The sequence below is a fragment of the Saccharicrinis aurantiacus genome (assembly GCF_947489045.1).
Classification (GTDB): domain Bacteria; phylum Bacteroidota; class Bacteroidia; order Bacteroidales; family Marinilabiliaceae; genus Saccharicrinis; species Saccharicrinis aurantiacus.
The window spans coordinates 26,775-47,202 of sequence record NZ_CANLCN010000003.1 but is presented as its reverse complement, the minus strand read 5'-3'; the positions used below and the strand labels follow the sequence as shown (position 1 = coordinate 47,202).

The 20,428-nt window shown below is 32.9% G+C and carries 14 protein-coding genes; 8 read left to right on the top strand and 6 right to left on the bottom strand.

Translation table 11 applies throughout. The features are described 5' to 3' along the window. Window positions 1-21 precede the first annotated feature (21 nt). The 5 genes from QMO11_RS05095 to QMO11_RS05075 all read right to left on the bottom strand — a co-directional run bounded on the left by QMO11_RS05095 (window position 22) and on the right by QMO11_RS05075 (window position 5,139). Window positions 22-342: a single-stranded DNA-binding protein gene (locus tag QMO11_RS05095; RefSeq protein WP_282036318.1), complete on the bottom strand. Its 321-nt coding sequence runs from the start codon at window positions 340-342 to the stop codon at window positions 22-24. Window positions 343-561: 219 nt separating this feature from the next. Beyond that, the gene (gene rlmN / locus QMO11_RS05090) at window positions 562-1,605 is read right to left on the bottom strand and encodes a dual-specificity RNA methyltransferase RlmN (protein WP_282036317.1); all 1,044 of its coding nucleotides are present in this window, start codon (window positions 1,603-1,605) and stop codon (window positions 562-564) included. A 75-nt stretch (window positions 1,606-1,680) separates the two neighbouring features. Continuing rightward, window positions 1,681-2,343, bottom strand: a complete 663-nt coding sequence (locus QMO11_RS05085) for an FAD-binding oxidoreductase (protein WP_282036316.1) — start codon at window positions 2,341-2,343, stop codon at window positions 1,681-1,683. Between the two features lie 84 nt (window positions 2,344-2,427). Next, a complete protein-coding gene (locus QMO11_RS05080; RefSeq protein ID WP_282036315.1) occupies window positions 2,428-3,441 on the bottom strand; it encodes an SRPBCC family protein in 1,014 nt (337 codons plus the stop codon). Between the two features lie 240 nt (window positions 3,442-3,681). Beyond that, window positions 3,682-5,139: a glycoside hydrolase family 10-like protein gene (locus tag QMO11_RS05075; protein WP_282036314.1), complete on the bottom strand. Its 1,458-nt coding sequence runs from the start codon at window positions 5,137-5,139 to the stop codon at window positions 3,682-3,684. A 159-nt stretch (window positions 5,140-5,298) separates the two neighbouring features. Between QMO11_RS05075 and QMO11_RS05070 the strand changes: the two genes are divergently transcribed. The 5 genes from QMO11_RS05070 (at window position 5,299) to QMO11_RS05050 (ending at window position 14,444) form a co-directional block, all read left to right on the top strand. Then, window positions 5,299-9,579 (top strand): hybrid sensor histidine kinase/response regulator, encoded by a 4,281-nt coding sequence (locus QMO11_RS05070; protein ID WP_282036313.1) that lies wholly within the window; start codon window positions 5,299-5,301, stop codon window positions 9,577-9,579. Window positions 9,580-9,665: 86 nt separating this feature from the next. Next, window positions 9,666-11,246 (top strand): LamG-like jellyroll fold domain-containing protein, encoded by a 1,581-nt coding sequence (locus tag QMO11_RS05065; protein ID WP_282036312.1) that lies wholly within the window; start codon window positions 9,666-9,668, stop codon window positions 11,244-11,246. Window positions 11,247-11,357: 111 nt separating this feature from the next. Further along, a complete protein-coding gene (locus tag QMO11_RS05060) occupies window positions 11,358-11,903 on the top strand; it encodes an RNA polymerase sigma-70 factor (protein WP_282036311.1) in 546 nt (181 codons plus the stop codon). A gap of 20 nt (window positions 11,904-11,923) precedes the next feature. Next, window positions 11,924-12,889, top strand: coding sequence for a FecR family protein (locus QMO11_RS05055; protein WP_282036310.1), 966 nt, complete (start codon window positions 11,924-11,926; stop codon window positions 12,887-12,889). 16 nt (window positions 12,890-12,905) lie between these two features. Further along, complete coding sequence (locus QMO11_RS05050; RefSeq protein ID WP_282036309.1) at window positions 12,906-14,444, top strand: carboxypeptidase-like regulatory domain-containing protein; 1,539 nt, start codon at window positions 12,906-12,908, stop codon at window positions 14,442-14,444. Between the two features lie 27 nt (window positions 14,445-14,471). Here QMO11_RS05050 and QMO11_RS05045 read toward each other — a convergent pair whose 3' ends face one another. After that, the gene (locus tag QMO11_RS05045; protein ID WP_068475420.1) at window positions 14,472-14,711 is read right to left on the bottom strand and encodes an acyl carrier protein; all 240 of its coding nucleotides are present in this window, start codon (window positions 14,709-14,711) and stop codon (window positions 14,472-14,474) included. A gap of 304 nt (window positions 14,712-15,015) precedes the next feature. On the opposite strand from QMO11_RS05045, the gene QMO11_RS05040 reads away from it, so the two are divergent. The 3 genes from QMO11_RS05040 (at window position 15,016) to QMO11_RS05030 (ending at window position 20,395) form a co-directional block, all read left to right on the top strand. Then, window positions 15,016-15,534: a DUF4494 domain-containing protein gene (locus tag QMO11_RS05040; RefSeq protein WP_068475417.1), complete on the top strand. Its 519-nt coding sequence runs from the start codon at window positions 15,016-15,018 to the stop codon at window positions 15,532-15,534. Between the two features lie 436 nt (window positions 15,535-15,970). Continuing rightward, window positions 15,971-19,426 carry a PPi-type phosphoenolpyruvate carboxykinase family protein gene (locus tag QMO11_RS05035; RefSeq protein ID WP_282036308.1) on the top strand — a complete coding sequence of 1,152 codons (3,456 nt, stop codon included), beginning with the start codon at window positions 15,971-15,973 and terminating at the stop codon, window positions 19,424-19,426. Window positions 19,427-19,840: 414 nt separating this feature from the next. After that, window positions 19,841-20,395, top strand: a complete 555-nt coding sequence (locus tag QMO11_RS05030; protein WP_282036307.1) for a helix-turn-helix domain-containing protein — start codon at window positions 19,841-19,843, stop codon at window positions 20,393-20,395. Window positions 20,396-20,428: the final 33 nt, after the last annotated feature.

The following is a 20,428-nucleotide window of genomic DNA, read 5'->3' as shown; positions in this document are numbered from 1 at the left end:
TTACTCTATTATTAATTCCTCTTATCCTAAGAGCTCTATTTCTTTAACCGTTACATTTATGGATGACTTTGCGTCACCCGTTTTACTAGTATAAGCCGAACACGTTGGTTCTCCTTCTATCAGAACTTTTGTTCCTTTTTTTAAATAATCAGCTATGTTTGTTTCGCTTTCTTTCTTTTTCCAAATTGCAGCACGTATCCATTCTGTACGTTCTACCTTTTCTCCTTTGTTATTTTTATAATCCCTTGAAACGGCAATATCAAAATTAATGGCCTTTTGATTTCCAACTTCGTTTATAGTGGCGTCGTTTCCTACGTAACCACTCAAAATAATTTTTAGCATAACTTTAGATTAGTAAAACCTGTTTGGTTTAAATTATTACTCGTATTTAATTTATTAATAATAATTGCATTAGGAGTATTGAAGCTACACAAAAAATATTAATCCTCAAAAATCAAAGCACATAAAATTAAACAAAACAACTATTTACACAAACAAAAAACCCCAAGTACAGCGAATTGAGCTTTACTTAGGGCCTGATATATTTTTACTATATGTATTCTAATAATCTTTATCTTGGTTTTTCTCTAACATCTTTTTAGTGCTTAATAAACCACATGCGGCGTAAATATCTTCACCTCTTGATTTTCGAATAGTAGTAATAACTTTCTTCTGTTCTAAAACTTCTTTGAAATGTTCCATAACAACATCTGAACTACCCGTTAAAGGTGTATCAGGAATAGGATGAAATTTAATTAAGTTTATACGAGCATTTACCCCAGACATTAGCCTAACCAATTCTTTTGCATGTTCAGGACTATCATTAACACCATCAAACATTATGTACTCAAATGAAATGCGACGCTGGCGTCCAAAATCATACTCCTTAAGCGTATCCATCACTTGCTCAATTGGATATACATTTTCAATTGGCATCAATTCTTTACGCTGCTCATTATAAGGACTGTGTAAACTTATGGCAAGATGCGCTTCACTTTCTTCAATAAATTTACGCATTGCAGGTATAACTCCGATAGTGGATACGTTTATTCTACGTGGACTCCAAGCAAAACCCCAATCGGAAGTGATAATCTCAAGACTTTTCATCACTTCATCAATATTATCCATGGGCTCTCCCATTCCCATATATACCAAGTTAGTCAATTCATCCGTTTCCGGGATGCTTACCATTTGATTTAATATTTCACCAGTGGTTAAATTCTTTTGAAAACCTTGTTTACCAGTCATACAAAACAAACAACCCATTTTACAACCCACTTGAGAACTCACGCAAAGTGTTTTTCTGTTTTCAGAGGGAATATAAGCAGCTTCAATAAACTGATTAGAAACAGTAGTAAAAAGGTATTTTTTAGTACCATCAACCGATTCCTGAACCTTATTGTAATTAGTTAAACCGATTATATATTGTTCGCTTAAAATAGCTCTATTCTTTTTAGAGATATTCACCATAGAGTCAAACTCACTCACCTTCTTTTTGTACAACCAATCTGCCAACTGTTTGGCTACAAATGCAGGCATACCCAACTCTTTGCAAATATCTTTTATCTCGTTAAGTGTTTTTCCAAACAATGCTTGCTTACTCATACTATTATTTTTTGCATCAAAGCATTAGCTAATGATGATCTTATAAATTAAACGAAATGGCTAATTATTGATGCTCTAAAAATATATCTCGGCCATAATATTTTCAAAAGGAACGCCCTTTGCTAATATTAAGTCTCGAACATCTACAACCATTTCAGGATTGCCGCAAAGGTAATATTTAATTTGCTTTGGTAAAGTATCTTGCTTTTCTATCCAAGCAGATAATCTTTCATTAAATATATTATCTGCTTTCTCTTGCGTGCAAAATCGCATATAGTTATTACCAATTTTATTAAGCATCAAATCTTGAAAAAGAAACTGATCGAGATATCGAGCTCCATAGATGAGCTTTTTTGGCGGCTTAATACCCGATTCAATCATTGAAATAAAAGGGGCAATTCCGGTACCTGTTGCAATCCACCACTCTTCTGAATTTGAAGGAATAAACTCACCAAATGGTTCAGTAACCATTATCGAATCTCCAGCCTTTAATTTAGCTAGTTTAGGCGTTAAAAAGCCTTCTTGTTTAATATCAAATAATATTCGCATTTCATTAGCAGTATTGCTACTTGCTATGCTATACAAACGAGGTTCGTGCGATTTATCAAGCGCAATAGCGACAACCTGACCGGGTTTGAATTTAAATTTACGGGTAAAGCTCAGTATAAAATAATTATCTGCTATTTCGGAAACTGATGTGACCAAATGCTTATGTAGTTGTTTAATTTTTTGAGGCATTTTATTAGTATTTACAGGCAAACACAAAAAAGCCATGCTTTGTTTAGCATGGCTACATATTAAGTTTATTATATTATAGAATATCTATTTTACAGGAATATAAATTTCACTAATCCACTTGCGGGAGTCAGGCTCATCCATCGGATTAGTAATATATAATTCGTACCCAGCATAATCTTGCGATTGCATATTTTTTTGCCCTTGCATATAGCTCATTCCCGCTGACCACGCATTGCCTATATATTCATAATCGCCAGTAAATACAACTTTAACAGCTTTACCCGCATCAATTGTTGAAGAAATGAATCCTTCCGAGGCCTCTATTTTCTTATCAAGAACTCCACCTGCTACAAACTCTAATTCTGGATTAAAAATATCAAACTGAGTATAAAGTGTAATTCCTTTAGTTGATTTAAGATTATTTTTTTCTACCTCTTGCCAAACATCGTACATGGCCTTTTGCATTAGTGGTCCTAAATCTTCAAATGTGGTTCTTTGGGCCTTTCCTAGGTATGCAATTTCAGGTATATCAACTACTCCTATAATCTCAACTTTAGAAGCAACGTAACCTTTTTCAGCCAATCCTTTTATCATTTTTAAACCTCGCTCATAATCCATACCAATTAAAGGCTCCATCATTTTAGTCATAAAACGAGCAAAAAATGGCATTTCTCCTTTCATGCCCCATGTTACCTTTGATGTTGAGTCGTTTAATGATTCAAATATCCAATACACATCCGATTTTGATTCCATTGGAGTTTTAAAACGAATCTCTTGGTTGATGAGTTTATTTTTTTCAAGTTGCAGATGTTCAATTGTTCCTATTCCTACCAACTCACCTTCCCATGAGTATGTATCACCGATATCTGAACCACTTCCGGTTACATCTACTTTTGCATCTGGCTCCATACATAACCACGGCGACCATTCGGTCCATGTTTTGAAATTATTTACAAGAGGAAAAACCTTGTCAACAGACTTGTTTATTACAATTGATCGTGTTACATTGTAGTGTGATTCTAAGGTATATAACCAAATAGCAACTCCTAAAATTGCTAAAACAATAACCGCTAATACGGCAAGCAATATTTTTTTCATAATTAATACTTTAGGGATAATATTATATGTTAATCACTTTTCTATTTTCATTTTTCAGAGGTTGATAAAGAAAACTCCCTACGGGCAATTTCCATACTATTAAAGAGTGTAACGTTACTTTTGTTTATAATCAATCGCTTTTTTCTAAGTGAATTATAAACATATATCTTATCAAACTAGTATAGTTAATTGATTCCGAATCAAAATCCTTAAAATCAATTCTAGAATTATTTACTATACTTACAAATAATAGATATCCGATCCTTTACTTTCTCTATTCACATTATCAATCGCTGTAATCTGAATTCCTACTACTCCATTTTCATCTTTAAGCAATGAATTTAGCAATGCTTTTTTTTCGGAATTAATTAACTTTAATTGTCTAACACCACCTTCTTTAATTGTATATAGTGCATAATATTTCACACTCGATTTATCCTTACACTTCCACTTAATTTTACCGTTTCTAGAGATGTTTAACTTATTAGGAGTTGCAACTCTTTTGTTAGGAGTATTTATACAAACTGGCAACAAAGCTGGATATTTGTATTGCACAGATAAACTATCCGACACCCCTAAACTATTTTGAGAAAAGAATTTATGCCTAAAAAAAACGCTTCCTTTAATACCTTCTGTATTTCTTGTTTTTTTAACTTGATTTGGAATTTCTGAAGGGTTTCGCCAAGCGCCATCTTTACTATCAACCTTATAAAGTGCGTGACCCACATAAACGTCCTTACCAAAGCTATTTTGGGCCCACCAATTTACCAAGTAATTATACGGAACTGCTTTATTTTCATCTGACCAATAAACTTGAGGTGTTATATAATCAATCCAATCTTTCTCTAACCAAAGTAATACATCGGCATACAAATCATCATAATTCGTAACACCTGCCCTGGTAGCACTTCCGCGTTCATCTTTATCTTTATTTCGCCATACCCCGAAAGGACTAATTCCAAACTTAACATTTGGGCTTTCTGTTTTTATAATATTCCCTAAATCTTTAATAATTTCATTTACGTTTTGTCTTCTCCAATCTTCAATTGATAATTTTCTTACATTATATCGTTTATAGGATTCAGCATCTGGTAATTCTTCTCCCGCAATAGGATATGGATAAAAATAATCGTCGAAATGAATACCATCCACCTCATATTTGTTTACTATTTCAGTAACTACGTTACCTATAAACCTTCTTACTTCAGGTACACCTGGATTATAGTATAATTTACCTCCATAATTAAAAGTCCAATTCGAATTCTGCTTAGCAGGATGCTTATCAATTATCTGTTCTGAAGCACTTTGTGTAATCCTAAATGGGTTTATCCAAGCATGGAATTCAATATTGCGTTTGTGCGATTCTTTTATCCAAAACTTTAAAGGATCATATCCGGGTTTCTTTCCTTGCTCACCGGTAATGTACCTTGACCAAGGTTCAAATTTAGATTTATAAAAGACATCGGCTGAAGGCCTAACTTGCACAAAAACAGCATTAAAATTTAACTTTTTGTAATATTCTAACAAGTTAATAATCTCTTGCTTTTGTTGCTTTTCGCTTAATCCCTTTTTTGATGGCCAATCAATATTAGCAATTGAAGCTACCCAAACTCCTCGCAGCTCAATAGAAGGGGTTTGCGCTGACAAAATAATACAACTAAAAAAAAAGAAAACAATAAAAGGAAAACGGTAAAACATTTAAGCTATATTAGTTACGAAATACATCAATGAAATTATAATATTTTAACAATTTTGGCACTTGGTTTGTTAAAGCAATGATACAAAATTTTAGTCTTTTAGAACATAGTTGGTAGAATCTATTAATATAGATTTTACTAACTCATACATTTACTATATATGCAAAATAAACTCTATAATTCTCCAACTTATAAAAAGGTATTTTGGGGATTCTTACTTTTCTTTGGGTTAACAATATTACTCTCAGTACTTATTGTTGATAGTTCAAATAGAACAAGCAAAATTCTAAACCGAAATAATTCAGTCAACTCTCTTCTAAACTCCATATATCACGCGCGTTTAGCAAATGATAGCGACATTGTAAGAGTAGATACTTTAGAAATAAACAATTTATATAAGATTACTAATAAGATTGACAGCTTAGCTCAAATTGCATCTGAACAAGTAACTAAAAAATCAACTCAAAAGTTGTTAACCAAAGTAAGTTCTTCGGTTAGTAATATTAATTCACTGTATAGCGAACTTTCTTTATTACTCGACAGACGAAATAATAGAGTTGAGGATTTAAGAAAAATTTATAATAACATCGATAAACTCAGGGCATTTACCGCTGAAGAAATGAATGAGGTAGATATTAAAGACTACAATTCATACGCTACTTTTGTACAAAGCACTATTTACGAACTAATAGAACTGCAAGACTTTACACCTATATACTCAAACGACTCAGCAGTTGCTTTTAGAAGTAAACAACTTGAATATAGAATCAATAAAGTATTTTATCGAATAGATAATAAGAAAGAACAGTACTTTGATCAGTTAATAGTTAGTAAACTTGGGGAGCTTAAATCGTTTGTTAAAACATACGATGTAGCTCTAGTTCGATTAAGAAGTATTAATACTCAAATTAATAAAACCGAAGAGCATATATTCAATATAGCTAACAAAGCCCAATACTATGCAGAAGAGGCTACCAAAATAGAAGAACAAACCTTACTCTACTACCTTAAAAACAGAGCATTAATACTTTATGGAATTATAGCTTTAACGCTTATATTGACTATATTTCTTTTTAACTATTTTATTAAAAGCATTAGAGCTGATGAAAGAAAAAGAAACTTGTCAGACCAAGAATTACAAAAATCTAAACACCTTTTATCAAGCATAGTAAATAATAGCAACTCTCTAATTTATCTAAAAAACTTAGATGGATTTTATACCATGGTTAACAAGCAATGGTTAAATATATTAGATCAAAAGGAAGAAGATATCATTGGAAAAAATGACTTTGAACTTTTTGATATTGAATATGCCCAAAATTTTTCACGTAACGACAAGAAAGTAATTGAGTCAGGCCTACCATTACTACAAGAGGAAAAGCTGTTTATAAACGGACAAGATGTTATTTATCTGTCAAACAAATTTCCTATTAAGGATGCAGAAGGAAATATTACAGCCATTTGTGGCGTAAGCACCGATATATCCAACCAAAAGAAAATACAACGCGCACTCGAAAAAAGTGATGAGACTTTCCGTAATCTTGTAGCAAACGTTCCAGGTATTGTATTCCAATCGAGTACAGATTACGACAGGGAAATGTTTTACATTAGTGATGAGGTTGAAAAACTTACAGGCTCAAAGGCTGCTGATTTTATTGAAAGCAAATCTAATTTTACTGACTTTATTCACCCTGATGACTTGCTGAAAGTAAATAATATAATTACTCAAGCAAAAACTAATTTTAGTTCGTATAAAGTTGAATATCGATTAATTGATAATACTGGCAAAGAATTTTGGGTGAGTGAGAAAGGAACGGCTATTCGCTCTAAAGGTGATGGCTTGGATGTGCTACAAGGCGTAATTATTGACGTTAGTGATCAAAAGAAGATCTTCTCTGAAATTATATTAAGAGATCGTTTCCTTACTGGACTCTCTGATTCTGTTAACGAATTAATAACCAGACCCAACATAAAAGAGGCACTGCCTATCGCTACTCGAATAATCACCGACAGCTCCGATTATGATATTGGTTTTATCCTGAAAAATGAAAAAACAGAAGACAATGAAGTAATCACTTCACAGTTATTTCAATGGAATAGAAACCAAATTAAGCCAACGGTGAATCAAAACCTTCAAAAAATACCGTTTGAAGAATTAGGAGCTAACCAATACTTTACCTTAAAAGATGGTAAAGAAAGTATAATAGATTTTAATTTAGATAATAGCCAACCTGCATTAAAAAGTCTTAAGCTTACGAATTTGTTACTAATACCAATACATACCAGAGATCATTTTTGGGGTGTATTAGGCCTAGGTTATCAATCGGGTACAATTAGTATATCTCAATCAAACATATCCTTACTAAAGGCCTTTACTGCAACAATTGGCATTACTATCGATAAAGAAAACGATGCACTTGATTTAAAAGAAGCTAAAAACTCAGCAGAACAAGCTACGCATGCAAAAAGCGACTTCTTAGCTAGGATGAGTCATGAAATCCGAACTCCTATGAATGCCATTATAGGGCTTAGTCATCTAGCATTGGTTAAAGAAGATTTAGATTATACCACAAACGATTATTTAAAGAAAATACAATTATCATCTAAAACACTACTTGGGATTATAAACGACATTTTAGACTTTTCAAAGATTGAAGCAGGTAAACTTACACTAGAAAATATAAACTTTGATTTGGAGAATGTATTCTCTGAACTATCTACATTAGTTACCCAAAAGGCCCACGAAAAAGAGCTTGAATTAGTATTTGCCATAAATAACGATGTGCCTCTTAACTTAATTGGAGATCCTTTAAGATTAAGCCAGGTGCTTGTTAACTTGGTAAACAATGCCATTAAATTTACCGAGAAAGGTGAAATTATTGTTGAGGTTAAAACCAACTCTATTAAAAACGATGAAATAGAATTACTCTTTGCCGTTAAGGATACAGGTATTGGTTTAACGCAAGAGCAACAGAAATCATTATTCGAATCGTTTACACAAGCAGACAGTTCTACTACCCGACGTTATGGAGGATCTGGTTTAGGGTTATCTATTTGTAAGCACCTTACCGAATTAATGGATGGTTCTATATGGGTTGAAAGCGAGCATAAAGTTGGTAGTACTTTCTACTTTACGTGTAACATAAATATGCAAGAGATTCAGAAAAAGAATAACACGGTTATTCCTAAAGATATGAAAGGATTGCGTATTCTTGTCTGTGACGATAACGAGCATGTATTGAATAACATTGCCGATATGCTTCGCAATTTCAAGTTTCATGTTACCACTGTAAATAGTGGTACAAAAGCACTTGAAGAAATCAAAAAGAGGAATGATAGTAATCAATTCCAGTTGGTTATAATGGATTGGATGATGCCAAACATGGATGGCATTGAAACCATTGAGGAGATTACAAAACTCTCTAAAACTCAATTACCACAAATGCTAATGGTTACTGCCCACCAGCACGAAAGCATCATTGTAAAATCAGAAGAGCTTAATGTAAGCAGCATTTTATACAAACCATTTTCTTATTCTGATTTGTTTGATGCTATTCTTAAATCATTGGGAAAATCAGTTCAAAGCAGAAGTTTACATTCTAGCCAAGAAGGATTCTATTATAATAAACTCAGCGAATGCACTTGCGAAATGCGACTATTAGTTGCAGAAGACAACCCAATTAATCAACAAATTACCACTGAATTACTCGGTTTAGTAAATATCAAAGCTGATATAACTAATAACGGACAAGAAGCCTTACAAGCTGTTAAAAAAGACCCAAATCAATACGACTTAGTACTGATGGATATTCAAATGCCTGTGATGGATGGTTACGAGTCTGCTAAAAAGATTAGACAATTGCCACATGCTCAAGATTTGCCTATTGTTGCCTTAACGGCTGATGCTGTTGAAAAAACAAGAGAAAAATGTATCAGCTATGGCATGAATAGCTTAGTGGCAAAACCTATTGAACCTGAAGTGCTTTATAAAACTATTTATAAGTATTGCGCTAGCCTCAAAAATGAAAACAACATTAAGATTATTGCCTCTCCAGAGACTAAAGACTCTAAAGATACTCCTGATACATTCCCACAAATTGATGGAATTAATATTCAAGAAGGATTAAACCGATTTATGCAAAAAAACCACTTTTTCAAACGCTTATTGGTCAATTTCTATTATGACCATGTTGGTTTTATGGAGGAACTAAAAAGTATTATAAAAGAAAAGGACAAAGAAACTACCTCACGCTTTTTACATTCTTTTAAAGGTATATCAGGCTCTATTGCTGCTACCGAACTTTATCCGCTTTCCATAGAAATGGAAAATGCTTTTTTAAAGAAAGATCCCCGTTTTGAAGAACTATTAGAACTGTTTGAAGTAAAACTGGAGGCACTCCTTCTTAAGCTAAAAAATACCCCATATTTAGAAATTGAATAATAAATACTATTTTTACGGTGTTACCTACACACCGTAAAATAGTAGTATTCTTTTTATTGGAGTATCTACACATAAATTCCTATTTAATGAAGTATACCTACATTATCTTATCTATTCTTTTATTTACCAATTGTCGTTTTATTGAAACCAAAACAGAACTCCCTTCAGTCCCTTTAATTTATTATTCTTTTAATGGCAGCGCTAAAAACACTGGCATCGAAATGTTTTCATCTATTGGAAGCCAATACTTAAGCTATGCGAGTGGAATCAATGATTCGTGCTTCGATTTATCCTTATCGGCCAAACAAAGAATCCCGATGATTATAAATACGAAAGAAAAAATGCATTTAGATCGGTATAATGGATTCTCGATGACTGTATGGGTTAAACAAGTATCCGGTTCGTTTGAAGAGTATGCCATAATCGGAAATAAAAGTTTAAATAAGCCTAATGAAAAAGGCTGGATGCTGTCAACCACAAAAGAAGGATCGTGGAAATTTGAGATATCTGATGGCACCAATACTTGGAATTATAAAGCTAGCTCTTATCGACAGATTATTAACGATGGCAACTGGCACCAACTTGCTGTTGTAGTTAATAAAACACAAAAAGAAATTCATTTGTATTACGATGGCAACAATGTTGGCATTTTAAGTATTGCTCAATTAAATAGTTTAACTGGAAACAGAAATATACATATTGGTTGTGATCCTGATTCTAAAAACTATGCACAAGATTCCTTTTACGGTTGCATTGATGAGGTAGGCTTATGGACCAAAGTTTTATTCCCTTCAAACATTAAGGAATCGTACTATAAATTTAATTCAAGCATTGATGTAGACAGAACAAAACCTATCAAAAATGATTTTAAAGTACTGAGTTGGAATATCTGGAATGGTGGTAAAGAAAAAGGAAGAGAAGCCGGCCTAGATATGGTTTCCGAAATTATCGAAAATTCTAAAGCTGATTTCATTAGTCTTCAGGAGACTAATAATTCTGGTGAATATATAGCAGACAAACTGGGATACTATCATTTTAAACGAAGTAATAACCTTTCGTTCTTAAGTAAATACCCCATCGAACAAACTTTTGATATTTATAAGGAAACTAATTTTGGGGTAGTTAAAATTAATATTGAGAAAGACTTATCCTTATATCTTGCTAGTATTGAGCTTAACAACAAACCCAACATTAGAGGATTACTAATGAATTCATTATCTAATGTAGATTCTATTGTTTCAAAAGAGAAAAGCACACGAGGTAAAGAAGTCCAATTCATTCTAAATGAAATGAAGCAGTTAAGTAATAAAGGTAGTAAAAGAGATGCCTTTATAATTTCGGGGGATCTTAATTCAGGATCTCATTTAGATTGGACTGCTGAAAATAAAGACCACAAGAATGGACTTGTAATCCCCTTCCCTGCCACAATGTACTTTGAAAAAATGGGATATACCGATAGCTTTCGCGAGATATTCCCTGATGAAACTAAGGTATTTGGCACAACATTCTCTCCTATTTTTACTGAGGGATACCAAGATAGATTGGATTACACCTACTACAAAGGCACCTCTATAAAACCCATAGAAGCAGAAGTAATCACCAACTCAAATTCATTTTTCCCTTCAAAACGAGGTGCACTACTAACTACCTTTAAAATAACCGAATAGCCTATTATACAATTCATTATTAATTCTGATAATTCTCATCCTCTAAAAAAAGTTATAACTTTAATAGGGGATTTTTCTTTTTCCCTTGTCATACTATAAACACCTTGATTAATGAAGGACAGTGAACTAATAGAACTAATAAAAAAGGGAGACGAAAGGGCATTCGAGAAGTTTTTTAAGGAGCATTATATTGGGTTAGTTGCTTTTGCTAATAAATACCTGCACGATATTGATAAGGCTGAAAGCATAACCCAAGAGATATTTGTGCTCTTGTGGGAAAAGAAACAGAAGTACCAAATACAATCGATAAAAGCCTATTTATTCTCCGCCGTTAGAAATAGATGTAATAATGAGCTAAAGCGGATACAATACGAACAAAAATACAGATCGAAAATAAATCCTGAATCTCAAATCGAATATCTCAATTATTCTGATTCAACAGTACTTGGCAAAATAAATTCGATCATTGACACATTACCCGAACAGAGGAAAAAAATCTTTAAGCTAAATAGGATTGACGGACTTAAATACAAAGAAATTGCAAACAAGTTAAATATATCGCCCAAAACAGTAGAAAATCAAATGGGCAAAGCTCTAAAATACCTAAGGTTAAATCTTAGTGAGCTGAAGAAGCAAGTATATCAAATAATGTTGTAGTTATTAAAGACGAAAGAACAATGAAGACTAATAATATAAATAATGAGTTAAATTGGGATATTGCCACCAAAGTTTTAAGTGGTGAAGCCAATAAAAACGAACAGCTGTATATTGAAGATTGGATAAACCAAAGCCCGAGAAACAAAGTTGAGTGGGAACAAATTGCATCAGGTTTATTCGAAACCGATAAAGCTATGCTTACCAAGCAAATCAACGTTGACGATGCATATACTAAAGTAAAATTACAAATTAATAAAAGTAAATTAAAGCAACGCTTTGCTTATGTATTTGGTGCTGCAGCTGCAATATTACTACTTGTTGGTATATTCTCGGTATTCAATTCTAATAATATTGAAACTATTGCAACAAGTAATTTAATTGTTAAACAGTATCAATTACCTGATGGTTCTGTAGTTGATATTAATAAAAATTCTAGCATATCAATTGATAATACTTTCAATAAGAATGAACGAAGAGTTAGTTTATCGGGAGAAGCCTTTTTTCAGGTTAAAAGAAATGCCTCTTCCCCTTTTACCATAGATATTGGCGATATAAAGGTTAAAGTACTTGGAACTTCATTTAATATTAAGGAAACCAAAAATCAAACAGCTGTAACAGTTGCTTCAGGCACGGTTGAAGTATTTAAAAGTAATAACGAAGATGATGCTTATTATTTAACTGCAGGTGATAAAATATATTATAATAGGATAAGTCACAAGCTAGTTAAAGTTAAGAATACCGACAACAATTTTATCGCATGGAAAACTAAAAAGCTAAAGTTTAAAAAAGAACCTTTAAATGATGCTATTGACTTAATTGAAGACATATATAACGTAGAAATCGTATTACCTGAGAATTTTAATTCTGAAGAAGCTCAAATTAGTGCCACCTTTAATCAAAGTAATATTGATTTTATATGCGATGTTATTTCAAAAACCTTTAATATTAGTGTCAGCTTTGTAAGTAGTTCAAAAACCTCAATATAAATTATAAACTAAATCTGTGCATGAAATCAAAAACATACTTATCATCTTAATATTATGTAGTATATCTACATTACCTCTTATAGCGCAAAGTGAAAAGGAAATTACAAAACCAATTCGTATTAAATACGAAAACATATCTATCTCGAACCTACTCGATTCGCTTAATAAAAAATATCAGGTAGACTTCTCATACGATCCCAACACAATACCTACTGATTCTATCATTAGCATTAATGAGGAAGGTATTTCAATAATCGAACTTCTAGGCAAAACCCTAAGCAATACAAAAATAGATACCTTAGGTAATCAGATTATTATTACTAATAATTTTGCAAAACGGAAATCTGTCCTTAGTAGTAAAAACCTAATCGTAAACGGAACTGTTTTTTCAGCTAATACCAATAAGCCCATTTCGTATGCAAATATTTCCATTCTAGGAAAAGCACTTGGAACCATAAGTAATGCTGAAGGAGAATTCTCTCTCATTATACCCGATTCGTTGGCTCATAGCACAATTGTTGTTTCATCATTAAGTTATAATCAGAAAAGGTATCTAGTCCCAAATTCTGATACAAGTATATTTGTAGCTCTTCGAGAAAAGTTTGTGCAGATTAAAGAAATCAAAATCAAAAATATTAAGGCTGATGAGGTAATTGAGAATTGCATTTCTGCCTTCAATGATAACTATATTAACGAACCACAAACGCTTAAAGCATTCTTCAGAGAAACCATCATTCAGGATGGTCAGTATATTGATGTAGCAGAGGCTGTTCTTCAGATTGATAAAAGCGAATACTCTAATAGCATCGATGAAGAAAGAGTTAAATTTATTAAAGGTCGTAAAGTCAAAAGTGAAACAGATGTATCAGTAGCACGACTCAAATTAGCTGGCGGCCCCGCTGTATTTGCCAAACTTGATGTGGTTAAACACCGGTCTTTTTTTAATACAAATGATAAGGATACAAAATATGTATATAAACACAATGGCTACATAATTGAACATGATAGGCTCATGTATAAAATATCGTTTAAACCTATTATAACCGAAGATAACTTGTATTACGAAGGCGAATTTATTATTGATACAGAAAGCTATGCACTTAGTTCTGTGAAATTTGCAATGACCAAACGCTCTTTAAAAAACAGCGCCGATTACCTAATAAAACAACATGCAAAAAAAATAAAGTCAACCCCTTACTTTACAGAGTATAGAGTTAATTACAGACCCATAAATGACAAATGGATTTTAAATAATGTAAGAGGCGAACTAAAAATTCGGATGTCGGATAAACGAAACAAACAAAGCTCAGAATATCATGCTGTGGCAGAATTGCTTATTTCCGATGCAACCTATAATAGTGAACCTTTAAGAAATTCAGAGTCGTTTAAAACCCATTATATTTTAGCGGATGAAATAAAGGAAACGGATATTGCCTTTTGGAAAGATTATAATGTAATCACCCCCGATGAAGATTTAGAGAATGTTTTTAAGAAACCAATTTCAATATACTTAGTCCCTAATCTAAAAAAACCAGACAAGCAGCCTGGTTTTTAATAGTTGTTATTTAATCACCTATTCTAATTATGCACAATGTTGTTGTAAATATTCGATTGTAGATTCTACCGATCGGATATTATTCAATTCAGAGTTATCAATTTCAACCTGAAATTTAGTTTCCAATAAAAATAAGAAACAAGTTAAATCAACCTCATCTTTCAATATTCCTTCTTGCAAATTTGCATCCTCTGAAATGCTTTCGCGTGGAATACCTGTTTTTCTTAAAACCTTATATAAATTTCTTCTTATTGCTGTTTGTTCCATAGTGGTAAATGTTAGTCCAATATACTAATGCTTATAGCTTACAATATTGGTAATTCATAATAAAGACAATCAAGTATTACATTACACGTACTCTATTGTGATTTATTTTAAACATTTATTACAAATCGCTCAATAACTGATATTTACGAGTGAATATTTTTTCACCTTATTTTAACAATCAGCTATTAAATACCAAAATTACTATTACTATCCGCACAGAAAGTTGCGCAAAAACATCAATTAAAAAGTCATGAATTATTCTATCTTTGCGATACTTTAAAAAATAACAGAAAATTGATAAACAATGAATACTTGGTTTGAGTGTAAAGTAAAATACGAAGCAATAGACGAACAAACAGGCAAACAAAAAAAGGTTAATCTACCCTATTTAATTGATGCCGTTTCATATACCGAAGCTGAAAGCAGAATTCATGCTGAAATGGAACAATACGTAAGTGGCGAATTTTCAGTTCCCTCGATAAAAAAAGCAAATTATACCGACCTATTCTTTTACGATGATGGAGACAAGTGGTATAAATGTAAAGTTGTTTTTGTAAGTATTGATGAAGAAGCTGGTAAAGAAAAGAAAGTTTCAAATATGATGTTAGTACTTGCTTCTGACCTTAAAGAAGCATACGAGCGCATTAATGAGTCAATGAGTGGAATGACTGTTGATTTTGATATCACACAAATAATGGAAAGTCCTATAGCGGATGTATTCCCTTATTTTAAAGATGATGTGAATGAAGAGATTCCTGAAAACTTAAAACCTATTTCAGAAGTAGAAGAAGTTTCTGAGACTGGGGAATCGGAATTTTTATAGATCATAAAAACCAAAAAAAACATGAATAACGTCAGTATTTCATACATACTGGCGTTTTTTTATGCAAAAAATGAAAGTTTATTCAGTAATTTTAGGCCTCTATCCTCAAAATAACACTTTCTGAGATGTTAATCATTGTTAATAATTCACGCGCTCAAAATTTAGAAATTAATAACTTTCGCTCACTAATATTTAACAATTATCTCTACCGTTTAAAGAAATCCTTTTGTAAATTTGGTTGATTTTAAGAATGATAGAATAAGGATTATAAAAACTCTATTCAAAAAATATTCTGTAACTAAATCATAAGAAAAAAAATAAATCAATCATCTAAGAAACCCTATCTACTATTTATTTAAAAGTAAATGAAGAAAAATATCTTTAATTTTTTATTTTTGTCATCGCTAAATTAGAAATTCCATTAAATCAATAGATAATGAAAGAGGAAGTATTAAATTTAAAGCCTACTAAGAAGGATCGTAAGGATATGATCCAGTACATAAATCTTCAGCTGGCTGCACTTGGACAACCTTTGTTTCATGATGAAAATGATTCAAACAAAAAATTGTCTAATGCAAAATTTTTAGACCTAACAGATGGTTTAATCCAAAGCTTTAGAGAAAAGTCACGTTTATTATCCGATCACCTTTCTCCGGTTGACACTAGAATTCAAAACTTTATTGATGATTATCTTAAAGATGTTAACATCGGAAAATCATTACAAATTCCTAACAATACATTTGTATTAAATCAAAAAGGTTTAGCTCGCGAAATCAGTTTACCACCTAACGGCGATACTTTTAAGAATGATTTAGTAAGCTCTTATAGAGTAAAGCAAGGTATTCTTAACAACCCTAAAGCTGATAAAAGAACTACTAAGGGTACTTTCCACATTGTAGATGGCGGTATGCCTGTGCCTTTGGACAAGAAAGAGGTACCAAGAGTAACTTTTGCACACTTATTACATTCAGCATTAAATCCGGATGTAGAGTCAAAACAATTGCCTTTTACTGCCAACCAAGAGAAAAAAGCCAATGTAATGTTATCATTAATGTTACGTCCGGTTGTTTGTCCTGAGGTTCCAGGTGTAATTGAGCAAAAAAGCATGGAGATTCGTTTCTTCGCTCCTGGTTGTTTAGCTAGTAACCTTGACTTTGTTGAGAATATTTTTGGTAACGCAGGTGACCATAACCTAGCAGAAAACGATGCTGCATTAGATGTTGAGCACTGGACTGGTCATACTGGTTGTGTAGTACTTGCACCTCAGTTAACTAAGTTAAAGAAAAAAGATGTTGGTCTTCCGCATATTAGCGAAGCTACAGAGCGTCAGAAAAAAGACGGTATGTGCTACGAGAGCGAAGATGAATTATACAACGAAGGTGGTGCGTTTAAATTAACTTGTAGAACTGATAAGGGACAAGTTATTACACTTATTGCAGATAACTATTATGGTTATTCTAAAAAAGAAGTAAAAACTCAAATCGGTTTCTCTGCTAACCTTTACGGTTTAGTTGAAGAAGAGCATGCTGGTGGTGCCATTGCATTCCCTCGTGGTATTATGAGTGAAAATGTATTTGGCGATGTATTCTCTGATAAATTTGATTACAAATACAGCTTCAAAGAGGCTATGAGCCTTATTAATAGCAAAGCTGAAGTAAAAGCTGAAGGTTATGCTATCGATAAAAAATATCCAAATATCATTTATATTCCTGAGTCGGCTGATATCGATATCCAAAAATCTACAGTTAGCTGGGATGGCGGATCTTTAAAATTATCTCCTGAGAAAACTTACGTACACCCTTCTGGTGACAAGTTTCAGTTGGTAAAACACCCTACTCAAGCATTATGGCGCATAGTACACACAAGTGCAGAAGGTATGTTCTGTCACAAACCATGTACAGTTTCTGGTGGTGGTAAATCAGAGATTTCTAAATCGCTACAAAACGCTATTAAGTATGGTACATTTAACATCCAAAACTTAGAGGCTGATTTTAAATTAGCTGATGAGGTAATTAATAAAGATTACTCTGATCGTTGGAAAGAGGTTAGAGAAGGTGGTGAGAGCCGTTCTTTCTTAAGCCCAAAACGTACTTTAGGTTCTGCAGTTAAATTATTAACGCCATCAGAACAGTATAGCGATGAGTACAACGAATTCTTAAACAACATTCCAGCACACATCCGTACTTTAGTTCTTTTTGTAAAACGTCTTTACAGAAACGATAAAGAAACAGGTAACTGGAAAGATTATATGACTGTAGAGTATGTAAATGGTCGTGAAGGCACAACATTACTTTACAAAAACAACCCAGTAATGGGTAGCTACGTTCGTATTGGATTTAAAGAAGATGGCAACTGGTTAGTACACAAATTACGTTCTGACTTTGTTCCTTCTCATAAAATTCAGATGGAAGATGATATCACAGCTTCTATTACATTACCTGCTAGCAGCATTCCTAACTTAAACGGAGAGTACGCTAACAAGAGTGTGAAAATTACTAAGAACTGTGAGGCTCACTTATTCCAACGTCCGGATGAGGCTGTAATTAGAGGTTACGATATAGGTGCTGAACTTGATATTGTTACTCCAGGCACATTCCTTACTAACTACGAGCCTATGCGTAAAGCAGATGCTATTGAGTTAGTTGAAGATGCAATCAACTTTGATAAGTATACACAACCTGTTAAAGATCTTATTACTAAGGTTGCTAACAGCGATAAAGACGGTTATTTTGTAACTCCATCTCATACACGTGTTGTGGCTGATGGTCCTACTAAAAACCCACGTTACTTAGAGAAAAACGTTTACGCTACAGAAACTGAAGATAGTTACTTAGCTGAAATAGGTATCCGTTTACGCAGAAGAATTGCTGCTACTGATGCTGTTGTTCACCCAGTAAATGCTGTATTACCAGGACGTAGAAATAACCCAGTTGATAAAGAAAACGGTATTAGACCATTAAGTGTTTATAACCCGATTCATTACCAAGAGTTACCAGAGTTATTTATGGATTTCATCTGTAGTTTAACTGGTAAATCTCCATCAACAACAGGTGCAGGTTCTGAGGGTGCTTTAACAAAAGGTCCTTTTAACATGTTAGCTCCAACTGCTGACCTTAACAATGCTTTATTATCGTACATCTTAACAGAGTACCAAGGATTTAGTTCTGCTGCAGGTTACGTTGGTAAAAATCGTTTCGATCACGATATTAGTCTTCTTATTCCTGAAATTTGGGCACGTTTAGTACCTGAAGATAGAGATCCTGAGTTATTAATTAAAACAGGTTGTTTAGAGAAAATAGAAGACTTCGAGTTTGAAGGTAAAAAAATATTAGGTAGCCGTTTAGGATACAGAATTACTGAAAACTTCGCATTCCGTTGTATGAACCGTTTATTCGATGAGCCTAAAGCTGTATTTAGTGAGGAAATGTTGAAGCCTGAGGTTCAAAGCATGGAAGATTTTGTGGATGGTATTAACAACATCTGCGAAGCACAAGAGAAAGTAGCAAAAGCTTATTTTGCTGATGGTTCTATTGATGCAGCTATTCCTCCATTGAAGATTCTATTAAACATTATGGCTTACGGTGAGTACGAAGGAAAAGAAATTTCTGATCCTGAATTACGTAAATATTTCGATCGTGAGTACGTTGTTAATAGCGATTGGTACAAAGAGCGTTTGGCTTTACGTCAGTCTCAATCTGCTGCATTTATTACTTCTCAGTTAGCAAATCTTGAAGATTTTGCTGCTCAGCCAGAAAATGCAGAGTTAGTTGTAGATATGAATGTGGCTTCAAGAATTGAAATTGCTAAAACTAAATTAGCTTACATCACTTCTGATGCTTACATGGCTGATCTTGTTGGTACAATTGGTGCTGACCCGCTTTACAAAGCATAATCAATTATTGATTATATATACGAAAGGCTATCTGGAAACAGGTAGCCTTTTTTTTGCTGCATACAACACCCCTTCATAATACTTTAAATGATCTCTGGATAATATTACCTTCTAAGGTAAAATATATACACCGATAGGGATCAATTTTAGCACTTAAAATTTACATAATCGTATTCATACTTAAAGTGAACTACGAATTAGTGAATACTATCCAAATATCCTAGAATACTTAATGAAGCATATTTACACTTCCTAACAAAACAACTCCACAAACAACTAAATTGTAAGCATATTGCATCTGTTATTTGCAAATTGTGCTCAACAACATAATAATTAAGTATTGCTTAATTCTATTTAACTTAGCTTAATTACCTTCAATTACTACCTTTGTTTCGATTACAAAATCATACATTAATGAAGAGATTGGGCATTAGAATAAAGAGAAAAAGAGAAGCATTACATATGCAGCTTAATGATTTGGCAAAAAGAGTTGGTATTAGCTCAAGTGCCTTATCTCAGATCGAAAATGCCAAAGCATCGCCTTCAATTGTTACTCTAAAATCTATTGCAGATAACCTACACTCATCCGTTGGAGAACTAATTGGTGAGAATGAAGTTGTAACGAACAATCCCCTAGTTAAATTTGATGAAAAGCATTTTGTTGAGCAGAATCAATCAGGAGCTTCGCTGTATTTATTATCGAATCATGGCAATGGTAAACAAATGGAAGCCTTTTTAATTGAGTTTAAACCTGGCTCAAATTCTAAAAACATTATGAGAACGCATCCTGGACAAGAATTTTGCTTTGTCTTAAAGGGTGAAATAGTACTTCAATTCAAAGAAAAGAAATATACACTTCAGGAAAAAGACAGTTTCTATTTTAATTCAAATAGATCGCACGAAGCCTACAATGAATCTGATGAAACCACTGAAGTGATATGGGTAATAACCCCTCCTGACATACATTAATCAAATGCATAACTGAAATATGGAAAAATTATA

What these genes read in the sequence shown, in the direction of transcription:
- QMO11_RS05095 (WP_282036318.1), bottom strand. Translation starts at nt 342, where the DNA reads ATGCTAAAAATTATTTTGAGTGGTTACGTAGGAAACGACGCCACTATA.
- rlmN (WP_282036317.1), bottom strand. Translation starts at nt 1,605, where the DNA reads ATGAGTAAGCAAGCATTGTTTGGAAAAACACTTAACGAGATAAAAGAT.
- QMO11_RS05085 (WP_282036316.1), bottom strand. Translation starts at nt 2,343, where the DNA reads ATGCCTCAAAAAATTAAACAACTACATAAGCATTTGGTCACATCAGTT.
- QMO11_RS05080 (WP_282036315.1), bottom strand. Translation starts at nt 3,441, where the DNA reads ATGAAAAAAATATTGCTTGCCGTATTAGCGGTTATTGTTTTAGCAATT.
- QMO11_RS05075 (WP_282036314.1), bottom strand. Translation starts at nt 5,139, where the DNA reads ATGTTTTACCGTTTTCCTTTTATTGTTTTCTTTTTTTTTAGTTGTATT.
- QMO11_RS05070 (WP_282036313.1), top strand. Translation starts at nt 5,299, where the DNA reads ATGCAAAATAAACTCTATAATTCTCCAACTTATAAAAAGGTATTTTGG.
- QMO11_RS05065 (WP_282036312.1), top strand. Translation starts at nt 9,666, where the DNA reads ATGAAGTATACCTACATTATCTTATCTATTCTTTTATTTACCAATTGT.
- QMO11_RS05060 (WP_282036311.1), top strand. Translation starts at nt 11,358, where the DNA reads ATGAAGGACAGTGAACTAATAGAACTAATAAAAAAGGGAGACGAAAGG.
- QMO11_RS05055 (WP_282036310.1), top strand. Translation starts at nt 11,924, where the DNA reads ATGAAGACTAATAATATAAATAATGAGTTAAATTGGGATATTGCCACC.
- QMO11_RS05045 (WP_068475420.1), bottom strand. Translation starts at nt 14,711, where the DNA reads ATGGAACAAACAGCAATAAGAAGAAATTTATATAAGGTTTTAAGAAAA.
- QMO11_RS05040 (WP_068475417.1), top strand. Translation starts at nt 15,016, where the DNA reads ATGAATACTTGGTTTGAGTGTAAAGTAAAATACGAAGCAATAGACGAA.
- QMO11_RS05035 (WP_282036308.1), top strand. Translation starts at nt 15,971, where the DNA reads ATGAAAGAGGAAGTATTAAATTTAAAGCCTACTAAGAAGGATCGTAAG.
- QMO11_RS05030 (WP_282036307.1), top strand. Translation starts at nt 19,841, where the DNA reads ATGAAGAGATTGGGCATTAGAATAAAGAGAAAAAGAGAAGCATTACAT.